This window comes from Bradyrhizobium diazoefficiens USDA 110, assembly GCF_000011365.1.
Lineage (GTDB): Bacteria > Pseudomonadota > Alphaproteobacteria > Rhizobiales > Xanthobacteraceae > Bradyrhizobium > Bradyrhizobium diazoefficiens.
The window spans coordinates 3,888,815-3,907,635 of sequence record NC_004463.1; the positions used below are offsets into that span (position 1 = coordinate 3,888,815).

Sequence of the window (18,821 nt, forward strand, 5' to 3'; positions counted from 1 at the left end):
TTTCGCAAATGCGGGCCGATTGCGCCGCAACAATGCGGGCGCGCCGCCCTCGGGGAAACGCACATGACCACCATCACGGAAAGCTACGTTCGCGAAGCGCCGCGCACTGCGCGCATCGACTGGTCGCCCTATCTCGTCGGCGCCGGGATCGGGCTGTTGAGCTGGATCGCCTTCGCAGTGTTCGGCGATCCGCTCGGCGTCACCACCGCCTATTCGCGCGTCGCCTCGCTGTTCGCCGTTCCGGTGATCGGGCCGGAGGCTGTGGCGCAGAATTCCTACTGGAAGAGCATGCCGCTGAAGTGGGACTACGGCGTCTGGTTCCTCGTCGGCATCCCGCTCGGCGCATTCCTCTCCGCAGTGATGTCGGGCACGTGGCGGCTCGAGCTCGTGCCGGAAGTCTGGAAGGAGCGGTTCGGACCATCGATCGCCAAGCGCTTTGTCGGCGCGTTCCTCGGCGGCATCGTGATCATGTACGGCGCACGGCTTGCTGGCGGCTGTACCAGCGGACACGGCATTTCCGGCGGTTTGCAGCTCGCGGTGTCGAGCTGGCTATTCCTGGCGGTGATGTTCGCCACAGGACTCGGTATCTCCGCGCTCATGTTCCGCAAACGGTGAAGGGAATCAAGATGACCGCGATGATGACAATCCTTGGCCCCGTGCTAATGGGCGCTGCCTTCGGCTTCCTGCTGCAGCGTGGCAAGGTGACGAACTGTAATGTGATCGAGAACCAGTTTCGCCTGCGCGATTTTACTGTGCTGAAGGTGATGGGCACGGCGATCGTCGTCGGCGGCATCGGCGTGCTGCTGCTCGTCGATACCGGCAACACGAAGTACTACGTGAAGGATGCCAACATGCTGGCGATCGCGCTCGGCGCCGCTTTGTTCGGTATCGGCATGGTGGTCTATGGCTATTGCCCGGGAACGGCGCTCGGCGCCATCGCCACCGGCAGCATCCATGCCTTGGTCGGCGCGCTCGGCATGGTTGCCGGTGCTATCCTTTACGCGCTGAGTTTCGATTGGCTGAAAGCGCACGTGCTCAACGTCTGGGCGCTCGGCAAAGTCCGCCTTCCGGACGTGACGAACATCCCGGACATCATTTGGTTCGCCGCTCTTGCAGTCGGCGCCGGACTGTTCTTCTGGTGGATCGAATCTGTGGAAGCTGAGCAGAAGCGGATGTAGCAGATCACAGGTCACCGTTTTGGTGTCTTGCAGAAGAGCCTGTGCAGCGTTGAAAACAGCTCTTCGATCCTCCGGTCTGCGACACGGTACCACATCGTCTGACCATCGCGCCGACAGGCGACGATGCGCTGTGTCTTCAGCTTTGCAAGGTGCTGCGATAGGGCCGAAGCGGAAAGGCCGACATCCTCGGCAAGCGCGCTCGCGCTGATTTCGCCATATTCGACGAGCTTGCAGACGATGAGCAGACGATGCTCATTGGCAAGCATGCGCATCAGGGCGGCCACCCCCTTTGCCTGCCTTTCGAGTTCGTTCGTATTCATTCGGCGCATGACGGTGTTTCGTTAGCACTTGCGTGCCAGCCGTTAAATATGAGAGCGAAATCCGGGTTTGGCCGGTTAATGAATGGCCCGCGATTGAATCGGCGCGGCATAAGCATGCGAATTATACTCACATCGCTGAATGAGTATAACCGAAGCCCATCGTTCTCAAGGATCTCTGACATACGCCATACGAGTGACGTGTGCACTCCCGCTCCCGGTCCAATCACATGAAGGACTGATCTGAGTTAAAATACCTCAATAAAATGAATATGTTAGACCGAAAATTTGCCGCGGCGCGCATGATGGACTGGAGCGATGGTGTTTTTCAACTGGTTAGAGGGCGGCATGTGCACGACGTGTGCACCTGGAGATCAAGAAAAACCTGACGACAGCCAATGCGGGCAGGTCTTCTACACAAGAGCTTGGCTCACATCGGCTCGATGCCGATCTTCTTGATGACCCCGATCCATTTCGTCGTTTCCGAGGTCATGAAATTCTTCAGGCCCTGGGGATCCATCACCAGCGGCTCGGCGCCCTGCTCGACGAAGAGGGCGCGCACCTTCGGATCGTTTACGGCTTCGACCATCGCTTTGTAGAGCTTGTCGACGACGGCCCTATCGGTGTTCGCTGGCGCAAGAAGCGCAAGCCAGGCGGCGCTCTCGTAATTCTTCAGGCCGGCTTCGGCCGCAGTCGGGACATCAGGCACCGCCGTCATGCGCTTGTCACTGGCCACTATAGCGCGACGATCTGGGTCGGAAGAGCGCGGCGATCAGGATGGCGAGTCAGTGTCGCGGCGCGATGATGATCGCCGCGATGATTGTCGCGCGCAAGAGTTTTGTTTGCTTTGATTGTCGCGGAGCGTCAATCAAGCGAGCGTTTTTTGTGTCGCGTGCTCCGGTGGCCGCCCTGGACCACGCTTTCGCTCGAGGGCAGTCCGCCTGCGATAGCTCTCGACGTTCATCTCGACGATGGTGGCGTGGTGAACAAGGCGATCGATCGCCGCGAGGGTCATAGCTGGGTCCGGAAAGACCTTGTTCCATTCTCCAAAGGGCTGATTGGCGGTGATCAGCAAAGAGCGTCGCTCGTAGCGTGCGCTGATGAGCTCGAACAGCACACTGGTCTCGGCCTGGTCCTTGGTGACATAGGCAAGATCGTCCAAGATGACGAGATCGAAGCGATCGAGGCGGTTGATGGCGCCCTCGAGGTTGAGCTCGCGGCGAGCCACCTGGAGCTTCTGCACGAGATCGGTGGTGCGGGTGAACAGGACGCGCCATCCGTTCTCGATGAGGGCCAAGCCGATTGCTGCCGCCAAGTGGCTCTTGCCTCCACCGGGCGGACCAAACAGCAGCAGATTGGCGCCCTTGCCGAGCCAGCCGTCGCCGGCGGCGAGTGCGGTCATTTGCGCCTTGGAGATCATCGGCACGGCCTCGAAGTCGAAGCTGTCAAAGGTCTTTCCGGTAGGCAGCCGCGCCTCGACGAGATGGCGCTCGATGCGGCGGCGGCCGCGCTCAGCGATCTCGTGCTCGGCAATGGTGGCGAGGAAGCGCGCCGCCGGCCAGCCTTCTTTATCGGATTGCTCGGCAAATTGCGGCCACAGCGCCTTGATGGCGGGCAGCCGCAGCTCGTTGAGCAACAGATTGAGGCGCGCGGTGTCGACTACGTTGGTTGTGCTCATGCGGCGCCTCCGATCTCGGCGGTACCGATGAGGCATTCATAGGTGGCGAGCGGTGCGAGGCGTACCACGACGTTCGGCACCTGGGCGGGATCCGGGGCGAAGTGAGTACGTAGCCGGTTGAGGTCGGGCAGCCGGCCGTCGTTCAGGTCAGCCGTGAGCTGATTGGCGAGTTCGGCCTCGCAACCGCGCTCATGGGCGAGTGCGAGGAGATCGACCATGATCCGGCAGGCCTTCTTGTCCGGTAAGCGTTTGCGCAAGACGTCGAAGGCTCGGCGGTAAGCTTCCCGGGGGAACAGCTGGTCGCGGTAGACCAGGTTGAGGAGCGCCATCGGCTTGCGCCGCAAGGAATGGATCACGTGCCGATAATCGACGACCTGATCGTGCTTGCCATTGGGATGCGGCCGCCCGCGCGGCAAGGTGAGGAGATGCGTGCCGCCGACAAACACGTCGAGGTGATCGTCATACAGGCGCACCCGCAGCCGATGGCCGATCAAGCGCGACGGCACCGTGTAGAACACCTTGCGCAAGGTGAAGCCGCCGGACGACGTCACGTGGACGATCACCTCTTCATAGTCCGACGTGCGGCGGTCCGGCAGATCCTGAAGTGCGCTACGTTCACTGTCGATCCGCTTGGCGTTGCGGGCATTGCGGCGGCTGGCGATCTCATCGATGAAGCCACGATAGGCAGCTAGATCGTCGAAGTCGGCGGTGCCACGCAGCAACAGCGCGTCGCCGATCGCTCGCTTGAGATGACCATGCGAACTCTCGATCGCCCCGTTCTCGTGGGCGATGCCACGATTGTTGCGGGAAGGCCGCATGCCGTAATGGGCACAGAGGTCTTCGTATCGCCGCGTCAGATCGTCTTTGGCGTCGCGGTCGAGATTGCAAAAGGCGGCCGACAGGCTGTCGGTGCGATGCTCCCGTGGCGCCCCACCGAGTGACCACAAGGCATTCTGCAGGCCTTCGGCCAGAGCGACGAAGCTCTCACCGCCGAGCACGACATGGGCGTGCTCAAACCCGGAATAGGCCAGCCGGAAGTGATAGAGACGATGGTCGAGCGGTACGCCCGCGATCGTGACACCCAATTCGCCCATGTCGGTGAAGTCGGACAGGCCGCGCTGACCGGGTTCGTGGGTCTGGCGGAAGATGACCTCCTGCTCCTCGCCGTGGATCGCCCGCCAGGCCCGGATCCGGCGCTCCAGCGTGCGACGGATGCCGGCGCCGAGCTCGGGATGGCGTCGGAGCAACTCCTCGAAGATCGTGACCGGCCGCACACCGGGGGCGGCCTTCAGCATCGGCGCGATCTCTGTCTCAAATACGCGGGCCAAGGGATCTGGCCGGCGACGGCCGCGGGGAGCCTTCTTCTGCGACGGAAGGCGTCGATCCTTCTCGATCCGGTAAGCGGTCGAGGTGCTGAACGAAGCCTTGGCGGCGGCCACGGGTGGGCTATCGGTCTGACGGTACTTCATGTAGAGCCTCATTTGGTGATCGGTAATGTGTCGGCCTGGCACGCGAGTGATTCCTCTTGGCGGAAGAACCACTTGCATAACCAGCCGGCCGCGATCACCAGTCGGCGCGGTCCGCTGTGGATCGCGCCGACGCCGGGCTCGTAACTCCGGTCGGGCTACGCCCTCCCTGCGTCACGAGCCCGGCGTAGCCCTCTCATCATGGTCGACGCTCCACTTCCATCCTGTTCGCCGGCGGCAGGCCACCGCGAGCGGGCGCGCATCGCCGCTTTTGATCAGGCCGAGGACGTTCGGCAGGAGCTGGAATCCGAGCGGGACCTGCCCTGCGATGAAGTCCGGCGTGTAGGCTGCGATGTTGCGGTAGGGAACGTGCGTGAGCTCGGTGCCTGTGAGCTGCTCGAAATAGGCGGCCGCCAGATGCTGCGAGGAGCCGACCCCGACCGTCCCGTAGTTCAGCTCGCGGGGATGTCCTTTCGCGTAGTCGATCAGCTCGCGCAGCGATTTCGGCGGCAGCTTCGAATTGATCACGATGACATTCGGCAGCGTCGCGAACAGGCCGATCGGGGCGAGGTCCTTCAGCGGATCGTAGGGGAGGTCCTTGTAAAGCGCCTTGTTCGCAGCCAGCGGGCCGGAGGTGCTCATCAGCAAGGTGTAGCCATCAGGTGCGGCATGCGCCGCGGCAGCGGTGCCGATATTGCCGCCAGCGCCGGGACGATTGTCGACCACGAAGGCCTGTCCAAGTGACATGGACATGCGGTTGAGCAGGATACGGTGATCACGTCGCTGGCGCTGCCGCCGGCGAAGGGCACGAGCACCTGGATCGGTCGGGCGGGATAGTCTTGGGCGTTCGCAGCCTGCATCCCCGCGGCTGCGAGCAGGGCACCACCGCCGAGTGCGAGCAGCGACCTCCGGTGAGGATGAAATCCCTCGCTCTGCCGCTGAGAAATGTCCGTGATCTTGCTGCGACCGAACTTTGTCATCTCGGACCGAATCTCCCGACTGTGTCTTGTTCTGCGAGGCCAGGGAGCGTCCGTGACAAGAGCCGTCCGGGATGAGCGCCAGGTCGCGATTATTGCGCCTGGACCGTAGTTAGCGGCTTGATGCGACTGCCATGCCGGCTGGTCTCAAAACTTACCAACCCGTCTCATTTTGCGGCGGGCGCGACATCTTGTCCGAGCCGAAATCCTGCATCTAAGAGATCGTTTTCCGCCGCGGCGTTCTGCGCCTTTTTCGGGAGGACGAGCTTGTGCCACCGGAGGTAGGCTCCACGAACTCCTTTGCCACGGCGGCGGCCTGCGCGAGGTCGCGGCTGATGACGTCGAGCACGGCCTTCGCCGCGACCGACACCGTTCGCCGCGGGTGATGCACCCAGGCAATCGAGCGCACGATCCGTTGCTCGTTGAAGCGATGCGCCCGGATGGCTCCGCTCGCGAGCGATTGCCGGAGTGCGATGGTCGGCAGCACGGTTGCGAAATCCGTGGTGGCGATCACATCGCAGAGCGCAGGCAGGGTGTCGAGTTCGAGACGCGGCCTCAGGTCGATGCCGACGGCGGCGGCGTGCTCGTCCAGGATTAGCCGCAGGCCGTGCCGTTTCGAGGGCAGCACGAGGTCGACATTGGCGATGTGGTCGAAACGCAGTCTTGCCGGCGGCTTGATCGGGCCGTCCTTACGGCAGGCGAACACCATCTCCTCGTCCATGACGTGATGCGCGGCCAGCGGAGTCCTGCGGCGCGGCACGTTGATCAACGCGAAATCGAGCTGGCCGGTGTTGACCCAGTCGACCAGCGTCTCGGTGTAGCCCTCGCAGACCGACAGCGTGATCTCGGGATAGCGGCTGGCGACGGTCGCCGACGACCTCGCCATCGTGCTTTGCGCCACCGACGTGATGAGGCCGACCGAGACGCGGCCCGAGATGCGCCCGCCGAGCTGTGCCATCTCCTGCCGGGCATATTCGGCATCGCGCACGATCGGCGCCGTCAGCCGCACCAGCGCTTCGCCGGCGCTGGTCAGCGTCATGCCCCGGACGCTGCGGTCGAACAGTTTTTGCCCGAGCTCGGCCTCGAGCTTGGCGATCTGCATGCTCAGCGCCGGCTGCACGATATTGAGCTGGCGCGCGGCCCGGGTGACGTTCTTTTCCTCGGCCAGGCACAGGAAATATTGCATCTGCCTGAGTTCCACGGGGCTATCCTTCGGTCGCTGATCCTGCTCGCGATCCATCATCTCAGGTGATCGAATATATAATCAATCATTATTTGTGATGATGGTTGTGATTGCCTAGTCTTGCTGATCGAGGGGCGCGGGCCCCAGGGAGCGAGACCAAAGATATGCAGGACGTCAGCCCCAAGCGGATGATCATCGGCATTTCCGGCGCTTCGGGCGTCACCTATGGTGTGCGCCTGCTCCAGCTCCTGCGCAATGCCGGCGTCGAGACGCATCTGGTGATGTCGAAGACCGCCGAGCAGACGTTTGCCTATGAGACCGACCTGAAGATCGCGGAGGTGAGGGCGCTCGCCAATGTCAACCATGCGATCGACGACATGGCCTCCGCCATCTCCAGCGGCTCGTTCCGCACCGCGGGCATGATCGTGGCGCCGTGCTCGATGCGCTCGATGTCCGAGATCGCGTCCGGTGTGACCACGACACTGCTGACACGGGCTGCCGACGTCGTGCTCAAGGAGCGCCGGCGCCTGGTGCTGATGGTGCGCGAGACGCCGCTGCACACCGGGCATCTCCGGACGATGACGGCACTCTCGGAGATGGGCGCGATGATCGCGCCGCCCGTGCCGGCCTTCTACGCCAAGCCCGAAAGCCTCGACGACATGGTCGAGCACACGGTCGGCCGCGTGCTCGACCTCTACGACATCGATATTGGCGTCGTGCGCCGCTGGGGCGAGGACGAGGCGCTCAAGCGCCGCTCGCTGTCGCTGCGCAAGATCGCGCCCTGACCTGAGACCTTAAGGAAAGACCCGTATGCGAATGGAAGATGTTGCGAGGAAGGGCCCGCCCGCCGATCTGCGCGCCTGGCTCGCTTATCTCGCCGAGCGCGGCAAGCTCGCGATCGCGCGCGAGGGCGTTGCGCTAGCGGACGAGCTCGCCGCCATCGCCAAGCGGCTGGAGCGCGACAGCGCCGTGCTGTTTCCGCGCCCCGACGGGCACGCGATCCCGGTCGTCGCCAACCTCTTTGCCGGCCGCGACTGGGTCGCAGAGTCCATCGGCGTCACCGAGGACCAGCTGCTGCCGCAGCTCCTCGCTGCCGCGAGCCATCCGCTGCCGACACATGAAGTGGCGAGCGGGCCCGTGCAGGAGGTCGTGCATGAGGATATCGATCTGCTGCGCCAGCTTCCGGTCCCCAAGCACAATGAGCGCGACAGCGGCCCCTACATCACCGCGGGCCTCTTGATCGCCCGCAATCCCAAGACCGGCGTGCAGAACGTCTCGATCCACCGCTGCCAGATATCTGGCAAGAACCGCATCGGCGTGCTGCTGCTGCCGCGGCATACATTCTCCTATTATCGCCTCGCGGAAGAGTTGGGCCAGGCGCTGGAGATCGCGATCGTCATCGGCGCGCATCCAGCCTTGCTGCTTGCATCCCAAGCCATCGCTGCGCTCGACGAGGACGAGATGGCGATTGCCGGTGCTCTGCTGGGCGAGCCGGTGGACGTCGTCAAATGCCGCACCAATTCGGTCCGCGTGCCCGCGCATGCGGAGATCGTGATCGAGGGACGGATCTTGCAGGGCGTGCGCGAGCCGGAAGGCCCGTTCGGCGAATTCCCCCAATATTACGGTCCGCGCGCCAATCGCGAGGTGATCGAGGTCGATGCGATCACGCATCGCAAGGCGCCGATCTTCCACACCATCGTCGGCGGCGGTTTCGAGCATCTCATCCTTGGCGGCGTGCCGCGCGAAGCGACGCTGCTGCAGCATCTGCGCCGCAGCTTTCCTGGCGTGATCGACGTCCGCCTGACTCGCGGCGGCACCTGCCGCTATCATCTCGCGATCAAGATCGACAAGGCCAATGACGGCGAGCCCAAGAACGTCATGATGTGTGCCTTCGGTGCGCATTACGACATCAAGCAGGTCATCGTGGTGGACAAGGACGTCGACATCTCCTCGTGCGAGGAGATCGAATGGGCGGTGGCGACGCGCTTCCAGGCCGATCGCGATCTCATGGTCGTTTCGGGCGCGCTCGGCTCGAAGCTCGATCCGACCACCGATAATGGCATCAGCGCGAAGATGGGCCTGGACGCGACCGCGCCGGTCAGCGCCCCCGAGCTCGCCTTCAAGCGCATTCGCGTCAAGGGCGAGGAGGAGGTTGATCTCGCCACGGCCTTGCAGGCCGATCCCAGCGCCGCGGTCGCGCGGTTGCTTGCGGGGGCGCGCGCATGAGCCGATTACCGCGAGAAGGCAACTTGCGTCCGTTTGCGCGGTTGGAATATGTAGCTGACGCCGCTTATAGTGCCGCGCCAGCTAGCCAATCGTTTTGCAGCGCAACGCTGGGAGGAAGGAACTGATGTCGACGGCCCTGCGCATCGCTCACGGCGCTTTCGGCAGGGTCGCTCTGCTCGACATGGATCGTTCGCTGGTCCGTCACGCCCATCATCATTGCCACGTCCTGCTCAAGGTCGAGGGCGCCGACACCCAGTTTCTGGTTGGCGATCAGGTCACGCCGCTCACGGACATGGCCGCCGTGCTGGTCGACGGCTGGAAGCCGCACGCCTATGTGCACGACGCCAGCCGTCCGCGCACGCTCATCATGGCGCTCTATATCGAGCCCGAATGGCTGAAGGAGTTCCGACCCGGATGGGCCGCGAGCGGCGCGCCGGGCTTTTTCGAACGCCCCTCGGGCGAGGTGTCGCCGCGCATCCGCCAGCTCACGCTGCATCTCGCAGCCGAAATGATGGCGAATCCGGACGCGGTGCGGACCCACGAGCAGACGCTGTCGGATCTCATGATCGCGGTGATCGAACGCTTCACGCCCTGGCGCAGCTTCCCGACCTCGATCCGCGGCATGAGGGCGGTGAGCTGCGACTGGCGCATCCGCCGCGCGATGGACGCGATGCGTGTGCAGGATTCCTATGGCAGCGTCGATCAGTTCGTGAAGGGCGCAGGGCTCTCGCGCGCGCAGTTCTTCCGCCTGTTCGAGACCTCGCTCGGCGTCTCGCCAAAAATCTATCTCAACGTCGTCCGCATGGAGCGCGCGCTCGATGCCGTCATGCGCGAGGACACGCCGCTCGGCGAGCTCAGCGAGCGCTTCGGCTTTCCGGAGCCGGCGCATTTCACGCGCTTCTTCCGCGACCATGCCGGCGTCAGCCCGCGCGAGTTTCGCAACGTCTCGCGTCTTGCGGGCTGAGTCTAGCGGCTAATTTTGCGCTGCACGCGCTCGAATGAGACGATTTGGTAAGTCGTGAGAGCCGGCGGTATGGCCCGCGCAGCCCCTGTCCTGACAAGTGTCACCGTCGCGTCAGAGAACGCGTCGGGAGGTATGCCGGGACATGTTGCAGGCGGTCAAATCCGCAAATCCGGGAAGTAGCGATGAGCCGTGGGTTGGGCGCTCGATCGAGCGCGTCGAGGACGCCGCGCTGCTCTCTGGCCGCGGTCGCTTCATCGACGATCTCGGTGTCCAGCCCGGCACGCTGCACGCGACCATCCTGCGCTCGCCGCACGCACATGCCGACATTCTCTCCATCGATGCTGAAGCTGCAAAACGCCTGCCGGGCGTTGCCGCGGTTCTGACCGGCAGCGACGTCAAGGCCGTCACGACAAGCCTGGTCGTCGGCGTGAAGGCGCCGGTCGAATGCTGGCCGATCGCGACGGACCGTGTGCGCTATGTCGGAGAGCCGGTTGCTGTGGTCGTGGCCACCGACCGCGCCCGAGCCGAGGATGCGGCCGAGCTGATCAACGTCGAATATCGCCCGCGCGGCGCCGTCGTCGATCCGCTTGGTGCAATCGCACCGGGGGCGTCGGTGCTGCATGACGGCTTTCCCGGCAATCTCGCCAGCGACCGCTCATTTCGCTACGGCGATCCTGAAGAAGCCTTCGCGGATGCGCCGCATCGCTTCTCCATCGACATCCGATATCCCCGCAACTCCTGCACGCCGATCGAGACCTATGGCGTCGTCGCCTCGCACGATGCGGGCGAGGACGCGTTCGAGGTGCTCGCCAATTTCCAGGGCCCGTTCAGCATCCACACGGTGATCGCGCGTGCGCTGAAAGTGCCGGGCAATCGCTTACGGCTGCGCACGCCGCCGGATTCCGGTGGCAGTTTTGGCGTCAAGCAGGGCGTGTTTCCCTATATCGTGCTGATCGCCGCGGCGGCGCGCGTCACGGGGCGGCCGGTCAAATGGATCGAGGACCGGCTCGAGCATCTTACCGCTTCGGTGTCGGCGACCAATCGCGCGACGACGCTGTCGGCGGCGGTTGGCGTCGATGGAAAGATCCTCGCGCTCGACTGGGACCAGGTCGAGGATTGCGGCGCTCATCTGCGCGCGCCCGAGCCGGCGACGCTTTATCGCATGCACGGCAATCTGACCGGCGCCTACGACATAAGCCACGTCAAGGTCCGCAACCGCGTCGTCGTCACCAACAAGACGCCGACCGGCCTCAACCGCGGTTTTGGTGGTCCGCAGGTCTATTTCGCGCTCGAACGGCTGGTGCAGCGCATCGCGATCGGCCTCGGGCTCGATCCGCTCGACGTCATCAAGCGCAATCTGATCGAGGCGAACGCGTTTCCCTATCGAACAGCGATGGGCGCGCTCCTGGATTCCGGCAACTACCACGAAGCGATCGCGCGCGCGGTCGAGCAGGGCCGGCTTGCCGAACTGAAAGCACGGCGCGACGAGGCGCGGGCAGAGGGGCGTCTCTACGGCATCGGCTTCACCGCGGTAGTCGAGCCCAGCGTTTCCAACATGGGCTACATCACCACCGTGCTGACGGCGGCCGAGCGCCGCAAGGCCGGACCGAAGAACGGCGCGCAGGCGACCGCGACCGTCGGGCTCGATCCGGTCGGCAGCGTCACGGTGCATGTGGCGTCCGTGCCGCAGGGGCAAGGCCATCGTACTGTGGTGTCGCAGGTCGTTGCCGATGTGTTTGGCCTCCAGCCCAGGGATATCCGCGTCAACACCGAGATCGACACCGCCAAGGATGCCTGGTCGATCGCATCGGGCAACTATGCGAGCCGCTTCGCGGCGGCGGTGGCCGGCACCGCGAAGATCGCGGCCGAGCGCGTCGCCGGCAAGCTCGCGCGCATCGCCGCCAGCCAGTTGAACGTCGAGGCGCCGGACATCGTGTTCGCGCGGGGATTCGTCGCATCAAAACACAATCCCGAGAACCGGATCGCGTTCTCGCGCGTCGCCGCGCTCAGCCACTGGTCGCCGGGTTCGCTACGCGACGACGCAGGCCAGACCATCCGCGAGACTGTGTTCTGGACGCCGCCGGAGCTGACGCCGCCGGACGATGAGGACCGCATCAATTCCTCGCTTTGCCACGGTTTCATCTTCGACTTCTGCGGCGTCGAGATCGACCGCACGACGCTGGAGACGCGCATCGACCGCTACGTCACCATGCACGATTGCGGCACCATTTTGCATCCTGGCATGGTCAACGGCCAGATCCGCGGCGGCTTCACTCAGGCGCTCGGCGCCGCACTCTTTGAGGAATATGCCTACACCGAGGACGGCAGCTTCCTGACGGGAACGCTCGCCGACTATCTGCTGCCGACCACGACCGAGGTGCCGGAGCCCGAAATCATCCACATGGAGACGCCGTCGCCGTTCACCCCGCTCGGCGCCAAGGGCGTCGGCGAAGGCAATTGCATGTCGACGCCGGTGTGCCTTGCCAATGCGGTCGCGGATGCGCTGGGCGTTGCCGACATCACCTTGCCGCTGGTGCCGGCGCGCCTTGCGGAGATGGTGCGCGGTGCCGAGCCGCCGCCGCCAGCAGGCGGTGCGACCGCAGCGCCCGTGCGCGAAGGCGACCGGCGGCTGCGCGGCGAGGGGCAGGCCTCGGTCAAGAGCGCGCCGGAGCAGGTCTGGGCCATGCTGCTCGATCCCGCGACGCTGCAATCGGTCATTCCCGGTTGCCAGAGCGTCGACAAGGTCACCGAGACGCATTTTCGCGCCGACGTGACGCTCGGCATCGGCCCCGTCACCGGCCGCTATCGTGCCGATGTGGAATTGTTCGATCTCGATCCGCCGCATGCAGTGACCTTGCGCGGCGGTGCCAGCGGCGCGCTGGGTTTTGGCAGCGCCGATGGACGCATCACGCTCGCGCCCGACGGCAACGGCGGAACGAAGCTCACCTACAGCTATGACGCTGCCATCGGCGGCAAGGTCGCCAGCATCGGCGGGCGGCTGCTCGATGGCGCGACGCGCGTCATCATCGGCCAGTTCTTCACCGCGCTGGCCCGCAAGGCCGGCGGTGGTGGCGCGGAGGGCGGAGGTTTCTCGCTGTTCGCGTTGCTGGCCGGCCTGTTCGGGGGGCGCCGATGAAGCCGCCCGCATTCGACTATCTCCGCGCCGAGAGCATCAGTGATGTCCTTGATGGACTGGCACAGCAGGGCGGCGATGCCCGCGTGCTCGCGGGCGGGCAGTCACTGATGGCGATGCTCAACATGCGCCTTGCCAAGCCAAAACTGTTGATCGACATCATGCGTCTCAGGGAGCTGCGCCAGATCGAGCGGAAGGGCGACGCCGTCGTCATCGGCGCCGGTGTACGCCAGGCCGATCTCCTGGCCTGGCCAGATCTTGCCGAGACCCTGCCGCTGGTGGCGCTGGCGCTGCCCTGGGTCGGGCACATGCAGACCCGCAGCCGTGGCACCATCTGCGGTTCGCTCGCGCATGCCGATCCCAGCGCCGAGATTCCGCTGACGCTGGTCGCGCTTGGCGGTGAGGTGTTCTTGCGCAACGCTAAACGACGCCGCCGCGTGGCGGCAAAGGACTTCTTCTCCGGCATGATGCTGACCGCGCGCGCTGATGATGAGCTGATCGAAAGCATATCGCTGCCTGTCATCAAGGGATCGCGCGTCGCTTTCCGCGAGGTCGCGCGCCGGCACGGTGATTTCGCGATCGTCGCCTGCGCAGCCATGAAGACGCCAACGGGTGTGCGCCTCGCTGTCGGGGGCGTCGCGGATGTGCCGACCGCGCGCGATTGGCCGCGGCTCGATGGGACCGCGCTCGACGACGCCCTCAACGCCTTCGCTTACGAGCTTGGCGCCCACGACGACGTCCACGCGACCGCGCGCTACCGCCGCGACCTCGTGCGCATGATAGGCCGCGACCTGATCGGCGAGGTGCTGCAATGACCCGTCTCAAGGCGGACCGCCGCCATGCCGTCCGTTTCGCGCTCAACGGCAATCCCGTCGAGGGCGAGGCCGAGCCGCGGATGCTGCTCTCGGATTTTCTGCGTCACCAGCTGGGGGCGACCGGCACCCATGTCGGCTGCGAGCACGGTGTCTGCGGCGCCTGCACAATCGTCGTCGACGGCATGCTGACGCGGTCGTGCCTGACGCTCGCGGCGCAAGTCGATGGCTGCGAACTGAAGACGGTCGAAGGGCTCGCGCCGTCGGCCGATCGGCTTGGCGTGCTGCAGCAGGCCTTCCGCCGCAACCACGCGCTCCAGTGCGGCTTCTGCACCGCCGGCATCTTGATGTCGCTGGACCATTATCTCGCGAATAACCCGGCGCCGACCGAGGCGGAGATCCGGGATCTTCTCAGCGGGCATATCTGCCGCTGCACCGGCTACACCCCAATCATCCAGGCGGCGCTCGAAGCCGCCGCCGAACTCGCTTCATCCAAAAATGAGACGTCCGATGCTTGATCTCGCCAGCAGCTTCATGGCCAGCGCCGCGCGCGATCCCAATGCGATTGCCTTGGTCGACGGCGACCTTCGTCTGACCTATCGGCAATGGTACGACAAGATTTCCGCGCTGGTGGCGTCGTTCGACCGCCTCGGCCTCAAGCCCGGCGATCACGTCGTCACGCTGCTGCAGAACCGCTGGGAGGCGGCGACGCTGCACTGGGCCTGCCAGATCGCGGGCCTCGTGATCACGCCGATCAACTGGCGCGCCAAGGCCGACGAGCTCGATTATTGCATCGAGAACGCCGAGGCCTGCGCGGTCTTCCATCAGGACATCTCTGCCGAGCCCGTGCAGGGTTCGGCGCTGGCAGGCAGGCTGCTGCGCGTGTCCGTCGATCCCGGGACCGGTGAGGCCACCAGCTTTTCTGACCTGATCAAGGACCGCGCGCCCGACGCGGAGCCGCGTGTCGGTGCCGATGCCTGGTCGATCATGCTCTACACCTCGGGCACGACGTCTCGGCCAAAGGGCGTGCCGCGCCGGCACCGCGCCGAGCGAGCCGCAGCGATCGCCCATGTCGCGCAGAATCTCTACGGCCGCGGGGAGCGCACGCTCGGCGTCATGCCGCTCTACCACACCATGGGCGTCCGCTCGCTGCTGGCGATGTCGCTGATCGGCGGCACGTTCATCTGCCTGCCGCGCTATGACAGCCGCCAGGCGCTGGCGCTGATCGAGAAGGAGGAGATCACCAACCTCTATCTGGTGCCGACGCTCTATCACGACCTCGTCCATCACGAGACGTTTGCCGGGACCAACGTCTCCAGCGTGCGCAAGCTCGGTTTCGCCGGCGCCTCGATGACCGATGGCCTGCTGAAGAAGCTGAACGAGGCGTTCAAGCCAAACCTGTTCGTCAATCATTACGGCAGCTCGGAGATCTACACCTTTACCATCGATCAGAACGCCGCGGCAAAGCCGGGCTCGGCCGGCAAGGCGGGGCTGAACCAGCACGTCAAGGTTGTTCGCATCGGCGCGCGGTCGGTCGCCGAGCTTGCTGCGGTTGGCGAGGAGGGCGAGATCATAGCGACGCTCGCCGGTGACGAGGCTTTCGAAGGTTACTGGCGGCGTCCCGAAGCCGACGCCAAGTCGCTGCGCGAGGGCTGGTACTTTACCGGCGACACCGGCTACGTCGATCCCGACGGCGACCTGTTCGTCACCGGCCGCGTCGACGACATGATCATCACCGGCGGCGAGAACGTCTCGCCGGTCGAGATCGAGAGCTGCCTGTCGCTGCATCCTGATGTCGATGAGGTCGCCGTGGTCGGTGTCGCCGACGAAAAATGGGGCAAAATCGTCGCCGCCTTCGTCAAGCGCAATCGCAACGTTTCCGAGAGCGAGCTGGAGCAGTTCTGCCGCACCTCGGGGCTCGCCAACTTCAAGCGGCCGCGCCGCTACGTCTTCGTCGACGCGATCCCGAAGTCGCCGGTCGGCAAGCTGCTGCGGCGCCTGCTCGTCGCCGGAGAATACGAGACCGAGCGCCGCCCGCCATCGGACGCCGCTTGATCATCACGCATCAACAGAAGGAAGCGAAGATGCCGTCATCCTATACTTTTGCCGATCCCCGGCTTGCCAAGCTCGACGGGTTCAAGGTCGAGATCGACGAAGCGCACGAGCGCGCGGACATCATCCTGGGACGTCCGCCCTACAACGTCGTGGCGATGCCGCAGCGCGACCAGCTTCGGCTGACCTTCGAGACTCTGGACGAGGATCCGCGCGTGCGCATCATCGTGCTGCGCGGAGAGGGCGAGCATTTCTCAAGCGGCGGCAATATCGGAGGCTTCATGGAAGCGAGCCCCGAGCACGTCTCCAAGCTCGCCTGGAACATCGCCGCGCCGGCGCGTTGCGCCAAGCCTGTTATCGTCGCCAATCGCGGCTACTGCTTCGGCGTAGGCTTCGAGTTGTCGCTGGCCTGCGACTTCCGCATCGCATCCGAGACCACGCAATATGCGCTCCCGGAGCAGAAGCTCGGCCAGATCCCGGGCTCGGGCGGCTCGGCCCGCCTGCAGAAGATGGTCGGCATCACCCGCACCAAGGACATCGTGATGCGCTCCAAACGCATCTCGGCCAAGCAGGCCTATGAATGGGGCATCGCCACCGAATGCGTGCCGGATGCCGAGCTGGAGAAGGCGACCGACACGCTCGTCGACGAGCTTCGTACCTTCTCGCCGCTGGCGCAGCGCACCGCCAAGAAGCTCCTCAACGACACCGAGGACTCGACGCTCGCCATCGCCATCGAGCTCGAAGGCCATTGCTACAGCCGCCTGCGCCAGTCGGAAGACTTCAAGGAGGGCGTCGAGGCCTTCAACGCCAAGCGCCCGCCGAGATTCGTCGGCCGCTGAGACGCGACGCAAGCGCAATGCCGCGGTTCGCAATGGCGCGGACCGCGGCGCCGTTCAAACGGGGGAGGTAAAACAACATGGCTGAGATGGATATGCCGGTCGCCGGTGCACAGGCATCGGCTGACAACAAGCAGATGGTCAATGCGATCATCGCATCGGTGCTCGGATGGGCGCTCGATCTGTTCGATTTGTTCATTCTGCTCTACGTGGCGCCGGTCGTCGGCGCGCTGTTCTTTCCGTCGAGCAATGCCGCGCTCTCGCTGGCCGCGGTCTATGGCTCGTTCGCGGTCACGCTTTTGATGCGGCCGCTCGGCTCGGCGGTGTTCGGCCATTATGCCGACGTGCACGGCCGCAAGCAGGCGATGCTGATCGCCATTGTGGGCGTCGGCCTCAGCACGGCGGCGTTCGGCCTGCTGCCGACCATCGCGCAGGTCGGCGTGATCGCGCCGATCATGTTCCTGATCCTGAGGCTGGTCCAGGGCATCTTCGTCGGCGGCGTCGTGGCGTCCACCCATACCATCGGCACCGAGTCCGTGCCGCCGCAATGGCGCGGCGCGATGTCGGGCCTGGTCGGCGGCGGCGGCGCGGGCATCGGTGCGCTGCTCGCATCCTTCATCTTCCTGATCACGTCCTCGGTCTTCCCCGGCGATGCCTTCGCGGTCTGGGGCTGGCGTTTCATGTTCTTCTCGGGCCTGCTGAGCTCGCTGCTGGGCTGGTTCATCTTCCGGAACCTCGAGGAATCCCCGTACTTCAAGGAGCTGAAGCGCCAGCAGGGCAACAAGCAGGCGAAGGTCTCGAAGGCGCCGGTGAAGGACGTGTTCTCCGGCCAGTATCGCGGCGTGCTGCTGGTCAATTTCTCATCACCTTCGGCGGTGGAGCCGGCTATTACCTGACCTCGGGCTACCTGCCGAGCTTCCTGAAGGTCATCAACGCGGTCCCGAACCAGACTTCGTCGCTGATCCTGATGGGCGCGAGCGTGTCGGCGTTCTTCTCTGCGGTGCTGGTCGGCGCGCTGAGCGACCGCATCGGCCGCAAGAAGACGTTCCTTCTGATCGGCGCACTGGCGGCAGTGCTGCTGCCACTGTGCTATCTCAATCTCGCTGCGACAAAGGACACGACGCAGATCACGGTCTACGCGCTGGCAATCGCCTTCATCGGCAATGCCGGCTATGCGCCGGTGCTGATCTTCCTGAACGAGCGCTTTCCGACTGCGCTGCGCGCGAGCGGCACGGGCTTGTCCTGGAACATTGGCTTTGCGCTGGGCGGCATGATGCCGACCTTCGTCTCGCTGGTGAGCGGCAGCCCCGCAGAGATTCCGATCTCGTTGGCCTATTTCGCGGTCGGCGTGTTCGTGATTTATCTGATCGGCGCGATCGTGATCCCGGAGACCAAGGGCAATTTCCGCTAGGCCAAATCGGCGCGGCTGCACCCGCGGCCGCGCCGATCCATCGAATTGCGCAACGAGACGGGTATGGATGGACTGCATCAGACGACCTGATCGTCGGCGGCGGGGCGGCGGGCCGCGTGCTCGCTAACCGGCTTTCCGCCGATGGGCACCGCCGCGTTCTCCTGATCGAAGCCGGAATGGACATGCCGCCGGGAGCAAGCCGGTCGCCCGTGTCTATGAGCAGGGCCGGTGATGGGCGGCGGCTCCAGTATCAATGCGCAGTCGGCCAATCGTGGCTTGCCGCGCGACTATGACGAATGGCGCGATCTCGGAGCGCGAGGCTGGGGCTGGGCGGACGTGCTGCCGTACTTTCTCAAGCTCGAGACCGATCTGGATTTCGACGGCCCGTTGCACGGCCGAAGCGGCCCGATCCCGGTCCGCCGCATCGCGCACGAGGCGATGCCGCCGTTTGGCCGCGCCGTCGGCGAGGCGTTGTCGGCGACGGGCCTGCCGTTCCGAGAGGACCAGAACGGCTAATTCGAAGACGGTATCTTCCCGCCGGTCGAATGCCGGACGAAGGAACGCCGAGCGTCCGCTCGGACCAATATC

At 64.8% G+C, this 18,821-nt stretch carries 17 protein-coding genes and 2 pseudogenes; 13 read left to right on the forward strand and 6 right to left on the reverse strand.

What is annotated here, in order from left to right:
* Window positions 1–63 precede the first annotated feature (63 nt).
* Window positions 64–615, forward strand: a complete 552-nt coding sequence (locus BJA_RS17465) for a YeeE/YedE thiosulfate transporter family protein (RefSeq protein ID WP_011086306.1) — start codon at window positions 64–66, stop codon at window positions 613–615.
* Window positions 616–626: 11 nt separating this feature from the next.
* Complete coding sequence (locus tag BJA_RS17470) at window positions 627–1,178, forward strand: YeeE/YedE thiosulfate transporter family protein (protein ID WP_011086307.1); 552 nt, start codon at window positions 627–629, stop codon at window positions 1,176–1,178.
* An 11-nt stretch (window positions 1,179–1,189) separates the two neighbouring features.
* On the opposite strand, the gene BJA_RS17475 is transcribed toward BJA_RS17470, so the two are convergent.
* From BJA_RS17475 to BJA_RS17500, 6 genes and pseudogenes are all read right to left on the reverse strand, one after another.
* Window positions 1,190–1,507 carry an ArsR/SmtB family transcription factor gene (locus BJA_RS17475; protein ID WP_011086308.1) on the reverse strand — a complete coding sequence of 106 codons (318 nt, stop codon included), beginning with the start codon at window positions 1,505–1,507 and terminating at the stop codon, window positions 1,190–1,192.
* Between the two features lie 418 nt (window positions 1,508–1,925).
* A complete protein-coding gene (locus tag BJA_RS17480; protein WP_236842220.1) occupies window positions 1,926–2,213 on the reverse strand; it encodes a tripartite tricarboxylate transporter substrate-binding protein in 288 nt (95 codons plus the stop codon).
* Window positions 2,214–2,363: 150 nt separating this feature from the next.
* Entirely contained in the window at window positions 2,364–3,173 is an 810-nt protein-coding gene (gene istB / locus BJA_RS17485; protein WP_018270204.1) for an IS21-like element ISBj11 family helper ATPase IstB, read from the reverse strand.
* A complete protein-coding gene (gene istA, locus BJA_RS17490) occupies window positions 3,170–4,684 on the reverse strand; it encodes an IS21-like element ISBj11 family transposase (RefSeq protein WP_038973741.1) in 1,515 nt (504 codons plus the stop codon). The genes istB and istA overlap by 4 nt, the downstream gene beginning before the upstream one ends.
* A gap of 183 nt (window positions 4,685–4,867) precedes the next feature.
* Window positions 4,868–5,619 (reverse strand): annotated as a pseudogene (locus tag BJA_RS17495) (Bug family tripartite tricarboxylate transporter substrate binding protein); the annotation flags it as partial.
* 211 nt (window positions 5,620–5,830) lie between these two features.
* The gene (locus BJA_RS17500) at window positions 5,831–6,802 is read right to left on the reverse strand and encodes a LysR family transcriptional regulator (protein WP_038965948.1); all 972 of its coding nucleotides are present in this window, start codon (window positions 6,800–6,802) and stop codon (window positions 5,831–5,833) included.
* Between the two features lie 161 nt (window positions 6,803–6,963).
* On the opposite strand from BJA_RS17500, the gene BJA_RS17505 reads away from it, so the two are divergent.
* The 11 genes and pseudogenes from BJA_RS17505 (at window position 6,964) to BJA_RS44020 (ending at window position 18,749) form a co-directional block, all read left to right on the forward strand.
* Window positions 6,964–7,584, forward strand: a complete 621-nt coding sequence (locus BJA_RS17505) for a UbiX family flavin prenyltransferase (RefSeq protein WP_011086312.1) — start codon at window positions 6,964–6,966, stop codon at window positions 7,582–7,584.
* A gap of 25 nt (window positions 7,585–7,609) precedes the next feature.
* Window positions 7,610–9,025, forward strand: a complete 1,416-nt coding sequence (locus BJA_RS17510) for a UbiD family decarboxylase (protein ID WP_011086313.1) — start codon at window positions 7,610–7,612, stop codon at window positions 9,023–9,025.
* Window positions 9,026–9,149: 124 nt separating this feature from the next.
* The gene (locus tag BJA_RS17515; RefSeq protein ID WP_011086314.1) at window positions 9,150–9,989 is read left to right on the forward strand and encodes a helix-turn-helix transcriptional regulator; all 840 of its coding nucleotides are present in this window, start codon (window positions 9,150–9,152) and stop codon (window positions 9,987–9,989) included.
* A 142-nt stretch (window positions 9,990–10,131) separates the two neighbouring features.
* Entirely contained in the window at window positions 10,132–13,125 is a 2,994-nt protein-coding gene (locus BJA_RS17520; RefSeq protein WP_063921440.1) for a xanthine dehydrogenase family protein molybdopterin-binding subunit, read from the forward strand.
* Window positions 13,122–13,937, forward strand: a complete 816-nt coding sequence (locus tag BJA_RS17525) for an FAD binding domain-containing protein (RefSeq protein WP_011086316.1) — start codon at window positions 13,122–13,124, stop codon at window positions 13,935–13,937. The genes BJA_RS17520 and BJA_RS17525 overlap by 4 nt, the downstream gene beginning before the upstream one ends.
* Window positions 13,934–14,452 (forward strand): (2Fe-2S)-binding protein, encoded by a 519-nt coding sequence (locus tag BJA_RS17530; protein ID WP_011086317.1) that lies wholly within the window; start codon window positions 13,934–13,936, stop codon window positions 14,450–14,452. Before BJA_RS17525 ends, BJA_RS17530 begins: the two co-directional genes overlap by 4 nt.
* A complete protein-coding gene (locus BJA_RS17535; RefSeq protein WP_038965939.1) occupies window positions 14,445–15,989 on the forward strand; it encodes an AMP-binding protein in 1,545 nt (514 codons plus the stop codon). Before BJA_RS17530 ends, BJA_RS17535 begins: the two co-directional genes overlap by 8 nt.
* Window positions 15,990–16,018: 29 nt before the next feature.
* The gene (locus tag BJA_RS17540) at window positions 16,019–16,825 is read left to right on the forward strand and encodes an enoyl-CoA hydratase/isomerase family protein (protein ID WP_011086319.1); all 807 of its coding nucleotides are present in this window, start codon (window positions 16,019–16,021) and stop codon (window positions 16,823–16,825) included.
* A 77-nt stretch (window positions 16,826–16,902) separates the two neighbouring features.
* Window positions 16,903–18,233 (forward strand): annotated as a pseudogene (locus BJA_RS43840) (MFS transporter).
* 116 nt (window positions 18,234–18,349) lie between these two features.
* A complete protein-coding gene (locus BJA_RS44015) occupies window positions 18,350–18,526 on the forward strand; it encodes a hypothetical protein (RefSeq protein ID WP_370163106.1) in 177 nt (58 codons plus the stop codon).
* Window positions 18,465–18,749 carry a GMC family oxidoreductase N-terminal domain-containing protein gene (locus tag BJA_RS44020; protein WP_028171913.1) on the forward strand — a complete coding sequence of 95 codons (285 nt, stop codon included), beginning with the start codon at window positions 18,465–18,467 and terminating at the stop codon, window positions 18,747–18,749. Before BJA_RS44015 ends, BJA_RS44020 begins: the two co-directional genes overlap by 62 nt.
* Window positions 18,750–18,821: the final 72 nt, after the last annotated feature.